We start from the raw sequence: 15,229 nt of genomic DNA, 5'->3' as shown, positions 1-15,229 counted from the left end.
CCTTATTTAAGTTTTTGATTGATTGATATTACAAAGATGAAAAGCATTTCAGGATTTGATACTGTGTAGAAACGACAACTTTGGGGGGAAATCCCGACAAAACGTTGTTGTTTTAGGTAGCTGATATTTGCTGACCTTTTTTTGAACAGTTATTTATTTAAAACTACCCAAAAATTACTTTTTTTACCGAATACTTGTTGTTTAGTACCTTGTGTCCAAGGATCGGCAGCTCTGGCAAAACCGCACACCTATTGTAACGTTTTCGTACGGTCCTTCATAAATTTAAATACTTAAGTTTTTTATTTTCAGGAAGTTAAGCACATGGCATGGATTTTAAAGGATATGCTGACAGTTACTCTAAAACGGCATAACTATGTTAAAAACATATTTTAAACTTGCTTATAGAAATATAATAAAGGATAAAGTTTATTCTATTATTAATATTACAGGTTTAGCAATAGGCCTTGCATCAAGTATCATCATCTTACTTTGGGTACAAAATGAATTAAGCTACGACAAGTTCCATAAAAATGCAGGCCAGATCTATCGTATAGCCAGCGATTTTGGTGATTCAAAAAGCGCCGCAAACTCCGCAGGTATGCCGGTTGGATTGAAAGAGCAAATGCCCATTGTTAAAAATATGGTTCGGATACGACCAAGCAATACTACCCTACTTGAAGCAGGCGGCAAAAAGTTTGAAGAAGAGGGTGTGTTTTATGCTGACGCAAGTTTTATCGACGTGTTTTCGTACCCTTTAGTTAAGGGCGACCCTGCCACTGCATTAAAAGAAACAGATGCTATTTTAATAACACAGGCAATGGCTTCAAAATACTTTGGGAACGAAGATCCTATTGGGAAGGTTATACGAAAAGACAACCAGGAGAATGTAGTGGTAACAGGCGTTTTAGCTAATATTCCTGCTAACTCCGACCTGCAGTTCGACTTCATTCTTCCAATGGCTTCGTTAGCAAGAACAAATAATGATTTAAAAAATAATGTATGGACTAACTTTAACTTTTGGGACTATATCCAGTTAGATAAAAGTTTTGACCCTTCAAATAATAATGTATTAAAGCTGGAAAAACAAATCGACCAAATTTTTCATAAACATAGCCCCGAAACTAAGGCTTTGTTCTATTTGCAGCCTTTAACTAAAATACATCTGGCACCCGAAAGACTGGGCGATATGCCCGGGCACGGAAACGCGCAATATGTAAACATCTTTTTTATCATCGCTATTTTGATCCTGGTAGTAGCCTGCATCAATTTCATGAACCTGGCTACCGCGCGTTCAGCCCGCAGGGCAAAAGAAATTGGCTTACGCAAAGTAGCTGGCGCTGTAAGGGGGCAGCTGATCCTCCAGTTTTTAAGCGAATCTGTATTTATTTCTATTCTGTCCTTATTACTTGCGCTGGTGATCGTCCATCTTTTCTTGCCGGTGTTTAATGATCTGGCTAACAGAAAACTGATCGTCGATCTGTCGGATATAAAGCTTTGGTTAAGTCTTTTGGTCATTGCCTTGTTAACAGGGATCATCTCCGGCAGCTACCCGGCCCTATTTCTTTCGGGCTTTAACCCGGTTAAAGTGCTCAAGGGGAATGTAAAATCTATGGGCGGCAATTTATTGTTCCGCAATGCTTTGGTCGTAATCCAGTTCATGGTCTCCATCGTATTGCTGGTGGGTACAGTGGTTATCTATAATCAGCTTCAATTTATCAAAAACCGCAATCCCGGGTTTGAGAAGGCTAATCTTTTGTACGTACCGATGGCTGGAGAGATTTGGAACAAACAGCAGGCTTTTAAAGATGAATTAGCGCGAAACCCGCTGACAAGCGATTTTGCTGTCACCTCAGACCTGCCTACCAATCTGGGCAGTTGGACGCTTAGTGTATATTGGGATGGCAAGGATCCCCGGTCGCAAATGTCTTTTCCGGTAATGGCCGTTAATGAGGATTTTACCCATACCTTCCGGATGAAATTACTGAACGGGCGAAGTTTTTCAAGAGCATTTAAAGCTGATTCCAATAACTACATGATCAACGAAAAAATGGCGAAAACCATGGGTTTAAATGCCAATACCGCTGTGGGTAAAACGTTGACGCTTTGGGGTAACAAGGGCACTATTGTTGGCGTTATAAAAGACTTTAACTTTAAACCAATTCAGCAGACCATAGAACCACTGGTTTTGCCTTTTAATAAAATGGGCGGTTTTGTAGTAGTAAGGACATTACCCGGTAAAACCAAGGCAACCATACAGGCTTTAGCAAAAATAAGCCAGCAACTAAACCCAACTTACCCCTTCAAATTTAACTTCCTTGATCAGGATATCTCTAATCTTTACAAGGGAGAACAACAGATGGGCAACATATTTAACCTGTTTGCCATCCTGGGTATTTTTATTTCCTGCCTGGGTTTATATGGCTTATCAGCTTTCATGGCCGAGCAGCGCACCAAGGAAATTGGCGTACGTAAAGTATTGGGTGCATCGGTGTTAAACCTCGTCTATTTATTATCATCGGGGATCACCAGGTTAATCCTCATCGCTATAGTTATAGCCATACCACTTTCATGGTATGCGGTGAATAGCTGGCTATCCGGTTTTGCATACCATATAAATGTTAGCTGGCTGGTATTTTTCATAGCCTCCTTAACTGCATTGGGCATTGCCTGGCTTACAGTTAGCTATGAATCTATAAAAGCAGCAATCGTTAACCCCATAAGGAGTTTGAGAACGGAGTGATTTTAGGTATTGTGATGGGAACATCATTATGCAAATTGGGCAATTCCGGCGGTCTTGAAGAACCTTTTTAACGGCCTCTAAAATTCCCTCTAAGTGTTCTGATCGGCTCCTTTAAGCTTGCTTAGTAAAGCAGTCCGCCCAGGCGGGATTTTTGTTTTTATTAAACCCCGAGCGGTCAACGTAACCTGCTAAAAAACGCTCTGCCGTACAGCAATCCGCGCCCCTCCCAGCGCTACCGCGTACCCATATCTTTTCCGTGCCCCGGAGGGGCTACCTGTTTGTAGGTATTTGACCGAAGAAAACTTCACAGCTCCGTAGGTGCTGCCCTCAGTTGCAAATCGGATCATACATTTCGATATGGGGTAGCCTCTCCGAGGCATTTTCGCTCTTTTTTTTCTTGCTACAAACAGGTAGCCCCTCCGGGGCATCGAACTTTTATTAATCGTAAAAAGATGTGCGTACACGGCAGCCCTCCCCAGTGTGGGAACTTAACATTTTCATTACTCACCCCCTATTGCGAATTAAAACAATATGTAATACCTTAACCTCAAATAATCGCGACCAATAATTAAAATACCCCTAACTGTAATATTTAAGGAGTTCATCACTCTAAGAATATGATAAACATGCTATACAATGGCTATTAATCTTCAAAAAGGACAACGAATAGATATAGGACTGTCCAAAATAAGCGTAGGCTTAGGCTGGAACCCGCACGAAGGCACCGGCTACGATTTTGATCTGGACGCTTCGGCAATTATGATAGATAAAGACCGGCTGATCCCGGAAGAAGAATTCTTTATTTTTTACGGTAATACCGATTCGCCGGATGCGGCGCTGCACCACTCGGGCGATGACCCTACAGGCGGCAACAGCGATGGCGGCGATGATGAAACCATCTCGGTCGATCTGTCTAAAGTAGACGCGCGCGTTAACGAGATCTTATTTGTAGTAACCATACACGAAGCGGTGGCCCGCAGGCAAAACTACGGGCAGGTGCGCGACTCATACATCCGCATTGTGGATAATACCAGTGGGCAGGAAATTGCCAAGTACGAACTGGGCGAGGATTTTTCGATAGAAACCGGCGTGGAGTTTGGCCGTTTATACAAAAAGGATGGTCACTGGAAATTCGAGGCTTCGGGCCTGGGCTACCGGGAAGACCTGGCTTTTTTCCTGGCTAAATACTACAGAGGCCAAATTATTAAATAATTTAAACCCCTTAAAATTATGGCAATTAACCTGGTAAAGGGTCAAACAATTGACCTGAGGAAAAACGATAAAGGCGAAACCTTCGATCTGTCGTCGGTTACGATAGGCTTAGGCTGGGATATGAAACAAAACGGCGGCGGCGGCTTTTTAGGCAAGCTGTTTGGCGGCGGACAGGAAGCGGAATACGACCTGGATGCCATTGCTTTTTTATTAAACGGCGATGGCAAAGTGGCCAATATGGGCCGCGCGTTTACCAATAATGGGCGCACGATAAATATGTATGAGGGCGATGTGGTTTACTTTAACTCGCAAAAACACCCATCAGGGCATATCTGGCTAACGGGCGATAACCGCACCGGCGCCGGTGATGGCGACGATGAGCAGATCATTGTAAAACTGGATAGCCTGAGCTCAAATTATCAGCGTATTGTATTTTTGGTAACCATTTATCAGGGCAAAAAGAACAATCAGCATTTTGGCATGGTACAAAACGCCTTTATCCGCGCGGTTGACCGTGCCGGTAAAGAAATAGCCCGTTACAGTTTAAGCGGAGAAGCAGCCTTTAACGGCATGTGCGCCATGACCTTTGCCGAATTGTACCGTAAGGACGACTCGTGGAAGTTCCGCGCGCTGGGCGAACCCCACCCGACGGATAACTTTGTAGAGATCCTGAACAAGTACCGTTAAGCCGATGGTTTATAAACACTATTCGTTCGACCTGTGGTTGACGCTGATCAGATCTAACCCGCTGTTTAAACAGCAGCGGAGCAGGATCTTTCATCAGCAGTTTAATACCTTGGGCAAACCGCTGGAGGAGGTGGAACGTATTTTTCGCCAGGTAGATTTGATGTGTAACAGCATTAACGAAACTACGGGGAAAAACATCGATGCTGAGGAAATGTACCTGATGGTGATCAGCCAGATCAATGATGGTAAGATCAATTTGCACGAGATTGATATCCAGGCGCTTTACCTGCAAATGGAAGAGCTGATATTTGAATATATGCCGGTGATCTATTGCGATCGTACGCCCGGGGTACTGGCCTTTATTAAAGACCATCCCGATTGTACTACTAACCTGTTAAGCAATACCGGCTTTATTAAAGGCCTTACATTACGAAAAGTGTTAAACCATTTGGGCATCGACCGGTATTTTGATTTCCAGCTATATTCGGACGAGGCTGGCTTATCTAAGCCCAACAAAGCATTTTTTCAGCTGATGCTAAATAAGGTTGCCGCTTTAAAACAAATTGAGCTAAAAGAAATTATCCATATTGGCGATAACCCCAGGGCAGATATTTGGGGTGCGGATATGGTGGGGATCAGCAGTTTGCTGGTCAACTCCAACAATACATCTATCATAAAACTAATTCCCGATGCTACACAACATTTATTCTCTGCATAAAATTCACAGCAGCACCGTTTTTGGTTTTGATGCTGGCGATTACAGCCGCTTTAAATTTGGTGATGGGCAGGTATCCGAAAAGTTTGGTACCGACCTGGCCGAAGGCTTTATACGGGATGTATTAACCAAAAATAAGATCCATCAGCAAATGGTGGTGATATCCAGCCCCTACTCGTTTATCCCAACGGCTACCTTCGCCATGAAGGATCACTTTGTATACCGCCTTAACCGCTGGCTGGCCGAACATCACCTGCCCGTAATACAGGAAACCAAAGTGCACCGTACCATCACCTATAAAGAAGATTACGGCGAACTGAACGCCGAGCAGCGTATGAACCTGATCGGTAACGACAGCTTCCATATCGACGCGGAGTTTTTGAAAGATAAAACACTGATTTTTTTAGATGATATTAAGATAACCGGCAGTCACGAGCGCATGATATCTAAAATGATCAGGCAGTATAACCTGCATAATGATATCCATATGTTGTACTTTGCCGAGCTGGCTAATTCGGCTATCCACCCTAATATTGAAAATTATCTGAATTATCATGATGTAAAATCTATATTTGACTTGGATAGCATTATTAACAGCGGGCATTTTTGCATTAACACCCGCATTGTAAAGTACATCCTGAACTATGATCATACCAGCTTTTGCCTGTTTTTGCAGAATAAATCAAAAACGTTCATTAGCGCGTTATACAACATGGCTTTAGGCAACAGCTACCATACCATGGAGAGCTATGCCCTTAACCTTAATTATATTAAAAACTACTTATTTACAAACAACCAAGTATTAGTACAATATGGCAATTAACCTTCAAAAAGGCCAAAGAGAGGCTATTGACGCACCAAAATTTGTTATTGGTTTGGGCTGGGATACCAACAGTTCATCAACCGGTTCGGCATTTGATTTGGACGCGTCTGTCTTTATTTTAGGCGACAATAAAAAACTACTTTCAGACGAACACTTTATTTTTTATAACAACCTGAAATCGCCGGATGGCGGTGTGGAGCATACCGGCGATAATTTGACCGGCGCCGGTGATGGTGACGATGAACAGATCCTGATCGATCTGGGTAAAGTTGATCCAAAAACAACCGAGATCTGCGTGGTGGTAACCATTCACGATGCCGAAAACCGCCGCCAGAACTTTGGGCAGGTGCGTAACTCGTTCATGCGTATTTTTGACGCGGCAACCAACGCTACCTTGCTTAAATATGAGTTGGAAGAGGATTTTTCGATAGAAACTGCCGTTGAGTTTGGCCGCATTTACAAACGCGACGACAAATGGAAGTTTGAAGCCATAGGCGCCGGCATGAAAGGCGGCCTGCAAGATTATTTAACCAAATACAACTAAACCATGGCCATCAATTTAGAAAAAGGGCAGCGCATTAACCTGCAAAAAAGCAACGGCAGCACGCTGCAAAATGTTTGTGTAGGCATTAACTGGGGCGCCATTGTAAAAAAAGGCCTGTTTGGTTTTGGCAGCACCACCGAGGCTGTGGATTTGGACGGTAGCTGCGCTTTATTTAACGAGAGCAAGCAACTGGAAGAAGTAGTTTACTTTGGCAACCTGAAATCAAAAAACGGTTCGGTTAAACACAGCGGCGACGATTTAACCGGCGATATTGGCGGCGATGACGGCCTGGATAACGAAGTAATAACGCTTGATTTGGGCGCTTTGAGTCCTACCACTACCTACGTGGCTTTTGTGCTCAATAGCTTCCGCGGGCAGGATTTTGGCTCGATACCGTTCGCCTCTATCCGTATTTACGAAGGTACGCCTAAACGGGTGAACGAAGTATTTGCGAAGTACGACATTGCCCACGGGGCCGGTTTTGCCGGGCACGTATCCATGGTGATGGGCGTATTTTACAAAAAGAACGGCGAGTGGAAGTTTAACGCCATTGGCGAACCAACTAAAGACCGTAAGCTGGAAGAAACCATTAAAACCGTGGCAGCACAATATTTATAGTTTAGTATTTAAATTACACCTATCAGCAATAAGGTGGCAGGCAGGTTAGCGCTGTTGTTTTATTGATGAGCATATACCTAAAAACCCCTATATCATGGACGAAACAACACCAAAGGGCACAAATGAAACCCCAGATTTTTTAAGCGATATACCACCACTGCAACCTATTACCCCTGCCCCTATTGAAACCCCGGCTGTAGTAATGAGCACGCCTGCCCCCGCAGCCGAGCCATCAAAGCTAAAGCTGGATAAAGAGGGTAATGTGAACCTTGCCTTAATTAAGGCCGACGACGAAAAGAAATACCTTGAAAAAAGCAAGGACCTGAACCCGGCCGATTCCAATTCCATACTTAACTATGGCGCCGAAGTGCAGGGGTCGATGGAGAAATACAGTAACCAATTCCTTACCTCGGTGCGTACCTATAACTCGGGCGAAGTGGGTACGTTGATTGCCGACCTGCTGAGCGAACTGAACTATATAGATGTAGACGAACTGGAGCAGGGCGCCTTTAAAAGTTTCCTGATGAAGATCCCTTTTTTAAAGGGTTTGGTGATGGACGCCAAAAAACTGTTTTCCAAATACGACACAGTTATTGACAACGTAGACAAGATCACCAATAAGATCAAAGCCGGTCGCCTTAACTCTATTAAGGATAACAGTTCGCTGCAAACCATGTTCGATAGCAATGTGGAATATATTAAGCAGATGGAAGAACTGATTATAGCCGGTCAGCTAAAATTTAACGAATTGAACATCCAGCTGACCGCAATGGAACAGCGCCCTCAGGATTATAACGATTATGAAATTGCCGATCTGCGTGATTTTGTGAACCGTTTGGATAAACGCCTGGCCGATTTAAAAGTAGTGCGCTTTATTATGATGCAATCGCTGGCGCAGATCAGGATTGTGCAGAACAATAATACGTCTATTGCCGAAAAAGCGCAGTCTATCATTTCTACCACCATCCCGGTTTGGAAAAACCAGCTGACTATTGCCGTGGCCCTGCAAAGGCAAAAAGCCAATGTAGAGATGCAGCAGAAAATCTCGGACACGACCAACACCATTTTGCTGAAGAATGCCGAGTTACTGAAAACCAACAGCATTAACGTGGCCCGCGAAAACGAGAAGACCGTGGTATCGATAGAAACGTTGAAGAAAACAACTTCAGATTTGATAGAAACGCTGAACGAAGTGAAACGCATACACGAAGAAGGCGCGCAAAACCGTAAGACTTTAAACACCGAGTTACAAAGTTTAGAAACTGAATTGAAGAAAAATGTGACTAATGTTGGCTAAATTTGAATAATGGATGATGCCCGCAAAGCAATATTAAATGAGTCGAACAGGATAATCAGCAAGTTGCAATTGCTCTCCGTTTTTTTTGGAGACGAGATCATTTATAAAATTTATTTGCGCAGCCAGGTTATCCATCAGCTATTTGAAGATAACCCCGAACTGGATATCAATAAACTGGAGCTGTTTCATCTCCAGTTTACTCAAACCCTGCTGGATCTGTTACGCAAAATCAAAAAGAATAACGAGAAAAGCGTACTGATTTTGCTGGATGAGATCCAGCTGAACGAAGACCTGATCGATAAAATTAAGGAATCGGCCTTTTCGCTGGAACAATTTAAACTCGACCAGCAAAGGCAGGCGCTTAAGATCAATACGTCGTTACGCAAGTTGTACCAGGTTTTGTCGGATGATACGTCGGAATATCCGTTTGCCAAGAACATCAATTCGTTCAGCGCGCGCTACGCGCAGGATTTCTTTTACGAAGTATCTCCCGCGCTGATTACCGAACTGATCCAGTATCAACCTAACGATGTGTACAGTAATGCTTATGCCATCATCCAGCGCAAGCTGATGGGGCAACTGTGCAAGTACGATTTCCGCAGTAGTTTTTATTGCGGTTTGCGGGCCGGTGATATGATAGCTGAGGTTTACCAGATCAACGAAACCGAGCGCTATTTCCTGTATTTCCCCGCAAGGGAATTATTTTTGTTTTGCGATGTAAGCAAGATCAATACCAGCGGCGCGGCGACTGATCTGTCAAAAAAAGAAGGCTTTATACGCGAATTAGAAGCCAAAAACGATCAGTTGAACAGCAGCGTGAACAATATCAAAACACAAATCCCAGCCGCGGTAAGGAGCTTATTAATTGATAACTATAAAAAACTGAATGATATTAACTTCCTGCAAAATATCAGCGATGTGGATGTGCAGGCCAATATGTTAAAAAGTATGCTGAACACCGATATGATGTAAATTTGGCTTTGGGGTTAATTTAACCACAAAGTGCGCTAAGAAATATCATAATGGCTAACACAAAGCGCACAAAGGTTTTTCAACTCGCATCTTAGCTTTGTGATTAAACTTAAAAAGAACTTTGTGGCCTTTGTGTTAATCAGCATCCAAAATCTTTGTGTTCTTTGTGGTTAAATAAACCACAGGCCAACTTTCTGTTAAAATGATATCTTTACCGAAAAATCCAATCTAATCAAATGGAATTATTACACGACTTATTAGGCCCCGATCTTAAAGCCGGCTTATTGATTGTTTTAAACCTGATCGTTATCGAGAGCCTGCTGTCGGTTGATAACGCCGCCGTGCTGGCCACTATGGTGCTCGATCTGCCTAAGCACCAGCGTAGCCGGGCCTTACGTTACGGTATTATTGGCGCATATGTAATGCGCGGTATCTGCCTGTTTTTAGCAGCCTGGCTGGTAAAAATCTGGTGGTTGAAACCATTAGGCGGCCTTTACCTCCTGTACCTGGCTTTCGATTATTTTAAAGGCAAGGCCAACGAAGGCCCTGGCGGCGAAGAGGAAGTTGACAAAAGCAAAAACTGGCTTTACAAATCAACCGTTGGTTTGATAGGTAATTTTTGGGCTACCGTTGCACTGGTAGAGATTATGGACTTAGCCTTCTCTATCGATAACGTATTTGCGGCAGTAGCCTTTACCGATCACGTGGCGCTCATCTATATCGGGGTGTTCATCGGTATCCTGGCTATGCGTTTTGTGGCGCAGGCCTTTGTAAAGCTGATGGAAAAATTCACTTTCCTGGAAACTATCGCTTTCATCGTAATAGGTGTATTGGGGATAAAACTAACCTCCTCACTATTCGTTCACTTTTACCCGGAAACCGCGGTATCAAAATTTATGGAGGGCGAAAGCGCGGATATAGCTACCTCCATATTCACCGTAGCTATTTTTATTATACCTGTATTAACTTCTATATTCTTCAACTTCCCTAAAAAGCATACCATTGAGCCACATGTGGCCGAGCATGCGGAAGATGTGCTGGATAAAAGCTAAAGGAGCTTAAATGTTAAAACTAGTGAGTTTAATAAAAACGTGTCATTTCGATAGAGCGGAGGTGGGTTGGCGAGATAGGGCGAAAGAGAAATCTTATACGATATACTATGACAGACTGCATTGCGTATAAGATTTCTCCTCACCCCATCACTTTTACCCGTCGCTGTTCGTTCGAAATGACATGGGGGCTTATACCTTAACATTACAATCAACATGAATAAACTCATTGCCACCTGGTTTGGCATCGGTTATATAAAAGGCGGCGGCACTATTGCCGCCGCTGTTACCTGCGGACTGATCTGGCTGTTATGGCCAACAGCGGCCGGGCAAAACAACTGGATCTTTTTGTTAATCACCCTCATCATCACCCTCATTGGCATTTATGTTGGCAACAAGGTAGAACCCTTTTGGGGGAAGGACAGTTACCGGGTAGTGATTGATGAAGTGGCCGGCATGCTGGTTACTATGGCCTTTATCCCACATAATGCCTGGCTGTTACTGGCCGGCTTTATCCTGTTCCGCTTTTTTGATATGGTGAAACCCCTGTTCATCCGCCGGCTGGAAGCCTTACCCGGCGGCACAGGTGTAATGATGGACGATATTTTAGCCGGGGTTTATGGCAATATTGTTTTGCAAATAGCCGTATTGTTACTGCATTACTAAAAGTACCGCGGCGCGTCAATTATGATTTAGTAGTATATTGCGCTATGCATTATCGCCCCTGCTTAAAACTCATTTTTTTGCCGCTACTTATCATATTTTGTTTTACCGGCGCCGTTAAAGCGCAGGATACCGTGGTAACACAAGTAAAGCATCCTAATTTCCCGCAAAGGCTACAGGCTTTTGATGAAGACGTATTGATAGACTTTGCCCAACACCGCGTACCAGAAAAAACAAAGTTTTTAAGGGCTGTATCCAATTCATATTTATACGGCGATGTTGGCGTACCGGCAACCTTACTGGTTGGTGGCCTTATCAGTAACGATAAACAAATGCTGCGCAACTCCATGTATATTGCCAGCAGTTCGTTAGTTACCGCCGCCATAACCCAACTGGTTAAAAGTTTGGTAAAGCGCCCGCGCCCTTATGTGCGTAATGTTAAAATTATTGCCGTATATCAGGCCGGGTACTATTCGTTCCCATCGGGGCATACCTCATCTACTTTTACCACGGCAACGGCTTTATCTACTGCTTACCCTAAATGGTATGTAATAGCGCCATCGTTTTTATGGGCCGGCACTGTGGCTTATTCGCGCATGTACCTGGGCGTGCATTACCCTACCGACGTAACCGCCGGCGCTATTTTAGGCACCGGATCGGCTATCGGGATGTCGTTTTTAAGATATTGAATTTGTTTATATACAGCTATTTACTCCTGATAGCTATCGTTTTACATCTCAATAACATAATAGGTTCATTCATTTGTCAGAAACCATCGGGTTATTATCGCAACGCATTATTTTTGTAACTTTGCAATAGTATATCCTTAAAGCAATGATGCTACCGCAACTTTTAGATAATCCTTTTCAAATACGGCTGTCATTCCACAAAATGATAGAGCGTTATGAAGCGGTTGCTGCCAGCGGTGAGGGATATGCAGGTTTGCACGCTAAAGCTATCCTTAAGGAAATAGCCCCCTACCCCGAATTAAGGGATGGTATTACCGATGTAGCACAAATTGAAAACAATACCGAAGTTATCTCGCATTTATTGGCCGAGTTATTTCCGCCAACGTTAACGCTTAACGAAATTAAGGCGGTCGGCATCCCATACGTCAGCTTAATATTTAATCATTCCGAACGTTTCCGCAATATCCTTCAAGATGCCGGTCCCGGGTTTGATATCAATATCCGGGATTTTGACGAGCACCAGTTTTATGTAGCCAGCTGCTGTATGATCCTGAACCGTTTTTACGGCACACAGCTCGATTTCAGCAAACCCCTGTTTTATGATATCCCATCGGCAGATGGTATCCTGAGGCATTACCGCATTTTGTATAACGGCGATTTTATTGAAGTTATTCCTACAGCAAACGCGCCCATATTAACACAAAGCGATATCGACAATCTGTTAGATAATTATGATGACCTGGCCTTATGGAAACGGACCTTCCCTTCGGGAGCATGGATCCTGAAGGGTTTTGCTTTAATGACGCTGTTTGATGTAACCGTTGAAAATGCCGTTTCGATATTAAAAAGCAATTTGTTGGGAACCGCGTCACCCACACCCGATCTGCAACAAAGTCTGGTATCGATTTTCCGTTCTATCTTTCGTATCAGTGATATGAGGATCGGTTTCACATCATTTGATCAGGAAGAAGGCCGCTTTAGCAATAAGCCTTTTGGCCAGCGGGTAAACAGTTACCTTTTATCAAACAGCCATGATGAAGATTGTAAAACCTTGATGTGCCAGGGATCGTATGATAAAATCATTAAAGAGCATGACTATCTGGCTGTTGCCGATGTAGACGAATTTATTGCCAAAAACCCCGGCAGCGAATTAGGGCTGCGTTTTAAAGCGCAAAACGTGCGCAGCTTTGTAATTGCGCCTGTTGTTAAAAATGATGTATTGCTGGGCGTAATCGAACTGGTATCGCCACGGATAAAGGAACTAAATACCATTACTGCCCATAAACTGGAAGTGGTGATGCCTTATATTACCGATGCTATAGACCGTAAGGTTACCGATCAGCAAAACAAGGTAAGGGCCATTATACAAAACAATTATACTACCCTGCACCCCAGCGTAGACTGGAAGTTTAAACGCGAAGCGCAAAACTATATTAACAATAGTTATTCGGGGCTTGCTTATAGTTTAAAGGAAATAGTTTTTAAAGATGTATATCCGCTATACGGTCAGGTTGATATTAAGGACTCGTCTGTTACCCGTAACCAAAGCGTTAAAAACGATCTGCTGAACCAATTGCACCGCCTGATATTGATATTGGATCAACTACAACCCTATATCCCAACTGAACCTGTAAAGCAGCACCTGATTGACCTGGAAGGCTTTATTGATGAACTGAACATCCATATTAAAGCCGATACCGAACAATCCATACAGCACTACCTGGAGGTAAATGTTTATCCTTTACTGAAAGATGCCGGTAATTACAGTAATAAACTGGCTGCTGATGTTAACCACTATTTTGAGCAGGTGGATGCCTTAAGCGGCGAATTCCACAGCAACCGCCGTAATTACGAAAAAACGCTTTCGCTGATTAACGAGAAATTGGTTACCATACTGGATGACAGGCAGGAAGAGATTCAAAAATATTTCCCGCATTACTTCGAGCGCTTTAAAACCGATGGTGTTGAACATAACCTTTACATAGGCGCGTCTATTGCCCCTAAAGAGCTTTTTGACCATCACGACCTGCGTCGTTTGCGCCTTTGGCAGCTAATGGTTACCGCCGAAATGGAAATAGAGCAGTTTCATTTGAAAGATGCGCTGCCTTATAAACTGGGGGTTACTTCGCTGATATTGGTTTTCAGTACCCCTATCGCTATCCGTTTCCGTATGGATGAAAAGCATTTTGATATTGACGGCGCTTATAACGTGCGCTACGAGGTGATCAAAAAACGGATAGACAAGGCCCGTGTTTATGGCAGTAAAGAGCGCATTACACAGCAGGGCAAGATCACCATTATTTATTCAAAGGAGGAAGAGGAAGCAGAATACACCCAATACATTAACATATTGCAGCACCGCGGTATACTGGACAGCCAAATTGAACATTTTGATGTGGAAGACCTGCAAGGCGTATCCGGGCTTAAAGCATTAAGGGTAGGCATATTGCACCAACAAAACCTGCACCAGTTGCATGCGTTATCGTACGATAAGTTGTACAAGCAATTATTAACTATGCCGGTTTTGGCATAGGTGCACCGGGTAATTGCCATTGCAGGTTCCAGCGTCCACGCTGGAACCCAACTTCTCATTGAGCGTCCACGCTCCTGCTGTTTTCAAATAAGCGTGGGTGCTTGAAACTGCGGGAAATTTCAGCGTCCACGCTTAATACTCAACAATTTTCAAAGGACTATCTGGGTTTGCACTGCTATACCAATATTCATGAGCCGACCCTACAAAGCCTGCCTTCACCGGGTTGTTATGTATATAATCAACCTTTTGTTGTGTTACAGATGCAGTTATAATAAAACCGGATGATTACCATTTTGCCATAATTGGTGGCGTTTATTTAATGGATTATTTTTTCCTGATCTTTCAAACGAACTAATTAACCAATCTCTCCTGCTTTCCCGTTCGTTACCATTAATAATTTTGAATAATTCTTTTGATGTGAATGTTTTAAAGTCGCGTAATACATCGCTCAATGTTCCTTCATCTACGTTAGCTATTAAATGTAAATGATTAGTCATTAATACATAGGCATAAATATTCAAGTGCTTATGTTTTTGGCAATAACTTAAATTTTCGATCACAACATCGCTATATATCCGCCTTGTAAATAAATCAATCCAATCTACTATTGTAATTGTTACAAAGTATAGCTCATCAGTTGTTGCAATTCGTCGTGGCATAGTGTAAAGTTTAGTAATCAGATAGTAA

General features: G+C 43.1%; 14 protein-coding genes. 13 read left to right on the top strand and 1 reads right to left on the bottom strand.

Annotated elements, in window-relative coordinates:
* Positions 1-373: 373 nt before the first annotated feature.
* The 13 genes from AC07M6_RS02340 (at position 374) to AC07M6_RS02280 (ending at position 14,542) form a co-directional block, all read left to right on the top strand.
* The gene (locus AC07M6_RS02340) at positions 374-2,740 is read left to right on the top strand and encodes an ABC transporter permease (protein ID WP_494887241.1); all 2,367 of its coding nucleotides are present in this window, start codon (positions 374-376) and stop codon (positions 2,738-2,740) included.
* Positions 2,741-3,376: 636 nt separating this feature from the next.
* Positions 3,377-3,952 carry a TerD family protein gene (locus AC07M6_RS02335; protein WP_494887240.1) on the top strand — a complete coding sequence of 192 codons (576 nt, stop codon included), beginning with the start codon at positions 3,377-3,379 and terminating at the stop codon, positions 3,950-3,952.
* Between the two features lie 18 nt (positions 3,953-3,970).
* Positions 3,971-4,639: a TerD family protein gene (locus tag AC07M6_RS02330; RefSeq protein WP_494887239.1), complete on the top strand. Its 669-nt coding sequence runs from the start codon at positions 3,971-3,973 to the stop codon at positions 4,637-4,639.
* A gap of 4 nt (positions 4,640-4,643) precedes the next feature.
* On the top strand, positions 4,644-5,357 hold the full coding sequence (locus tag AC07M6_RS02325) for an HAD family hydrolase (protein ID WP_494887238.1): 714 nt from the start codon (positions 4,644-4,646) through the stop codon (positions 5,355-5,357).
* A complete protein-coding gene (locus AC07M6_RS02320; protein ID WP_494887237.1) occupies positions 5,329-6,177 on the top strand; it encodes a phosphoribosyltransferase family protein in 849 nt (282 codons plus the stop codon). Before AC07M6_RS02325 ends, AC07M6_RS02320 begins: the two co-directional genes overlap by 29 nt.
* A complete protein-coding gene (locus AC07M6_RS02315) occupies positions 6,167-6,721 on the top strand; it encodes a TerD family protein (protein WP_494887236.1) in 555 nt (184 codons plus the stop codon). The genes AC07M6_RS02320 and AC07M6_RS02315 overlap by 11 nt, the downstream gene beginning before the upstream one ends.
* Positions 6,722-6,724: 3 nt before the next feature.
* The gene (locus AC07M6_RS02310) at positions 6,725-7,339 is read left to right on the top strand and encodes a TerD family protein (RefSeq protein ID WP_494887234.1); all 615 of its coding nucleotides are present in this window, start codon (positions 6,725-6,727) and stop codon (positions 7,337-7,339) included.
* Positions 7,340-7,433: 94 nt separating this feature from the next.
* Positions 7,434-8,636: a toxic anion resistance protein gene (locus tag AC07M6_RS02305; protein WP_494887232.1), complete on the top strand. Its 1,203-nt coding sequence runs from the start codon at positions 7,434-7,436 to the stop codon at positions 8,634-8,636.
* 9 nt (positions 8,637-8,645) lie between these two features.
* Positions 8,646-9,608, top strand: coding sequence for a hypothetical protein (locus tag AC07M6_RS02300; RefSeq protein WP_494887230.1), 963 nt, complete (start codon positions 8,646-8,648; stop codon positions 9,606-9,608).
* Between the two features lie 236 nt (positions 9,609-9,844).
* Complete coding sequence (locus AC07M6_RS02295) at positions 9,845-10,660, top strand: DUF475 domain-containing protein (RefSeq protein WP_494887229.1); 816 nt, start codon at positions 9,845-9,847, stop codon at positions 10,658-10,660.
* Positions 10,661-10,873: 213 nt separating this feature from the next.
* The gene (locus AC07M6_RS02290; protein WP_494887227.1) at positions 10,874-11,323 is read left to right on the top strand and encodes a phosphatidylglycerophosphatase A family protein; all 450 of its coding nucleotides are present in this window, start codon (positions 10,874-10,876) and stop codon (positions 11,321-11,323) included.
* Positions 11,324-11,400: 77 nt separating this feature from the next.
* Positions 11,401-12,009 (top strand): phosphatase PAP2 family protein, encoded by a 609-nt coding sequence (locus AC07M6_RS02285; RefSeq protein ID WP_494887225.1) that lies wholly within the window; start codon positions 11,401-11,403, stop codon positions 12,007-12,009.
* Between the two features lie 145 nt (positions 12,010-12,154).
* A complete protein-coding gene (locus AC07M6_RS02280; protein WP_494887224.1) occupies positions 12,155-14,542 on the top strand; it encodes a GAF domain-containing protein in 2,388 nt (795 codons plus the stop codon).
* Between the two features lie 266 nt (positions 14,543-14,808).
* On the opposite strand, the gene AC07M6_RS02275 is transcribed toward AC07M6_RS02280, so the two are convergent.
* Positions 14,809-15,201 (bottom strand): transposase, encoded by a 393-nt coding sequence (locus tag AC07M6_RS02275; protein WP_494887222.1) that lies wholly within the window; start codon positions 15,199-15,201, stop codon positions 14,809-14,811.
* Positions 15,202-15,229: the final 28 nt, after the last annotated feature.

Source organism: Mucilaginibacter sp. GW821-FHT07H05 (assembly GCF_059418485.1).
The sequence above is the reverse complement of the archived record's forward strand: the minus strand, read 5'-3'. Positions and strand labels throughout refer to the sequence as shown.